The sequence below is a fragment of the Paraburkholderia sp. SIMBA_053 genome (assembly GCF_046534895.1).
Lineage (GTDB): Bacteria > Pseudomonadota > Gammaproteobacteria > Burkholderiales > Burkholderiaceae > Paraburkholderia > Paraburkholderia caledonica.
In genome coordinates, this window is sequence record NZ_JAWRXU010001973.1 from 1 (window position 1) to 203 (window position 203).

Below are 203 nucleotides of genomic sequence, written 5' to 3' on the forward strand. Positions count from 1 at the left end.
CCATCAGTCGAGTTGCCGCTGATGTTGATCGTGCCGTTGTCCGTCGTGTTGATCGAACCGTTGATGTCCGTGCCCGTGCCGTTGGTCGAGTCGCCCGAGATGTTGGTCGAGCCATCACCCGAGGTATTGATCGAACCGTTCGGATCCACCACCACGCCCGTGCCATCAGTCGAGTTGCCGCTGATGTTGATCGTGCCGTTGTC

The 203-nt window shown here is 59.1% G+C and carries 1 protein-coding gene; it reads right to left on the bottom strand.

What is annotated here, in order from left to right; all coding sequences use genetic code 11:
- On the bottom strand, positions 1 to 203 hold a 203-nt coding region (locus tag SB753_RS42425), incomplete at both ends, for a hypothetical protein (RefSeq protein ID WP_410805878.1).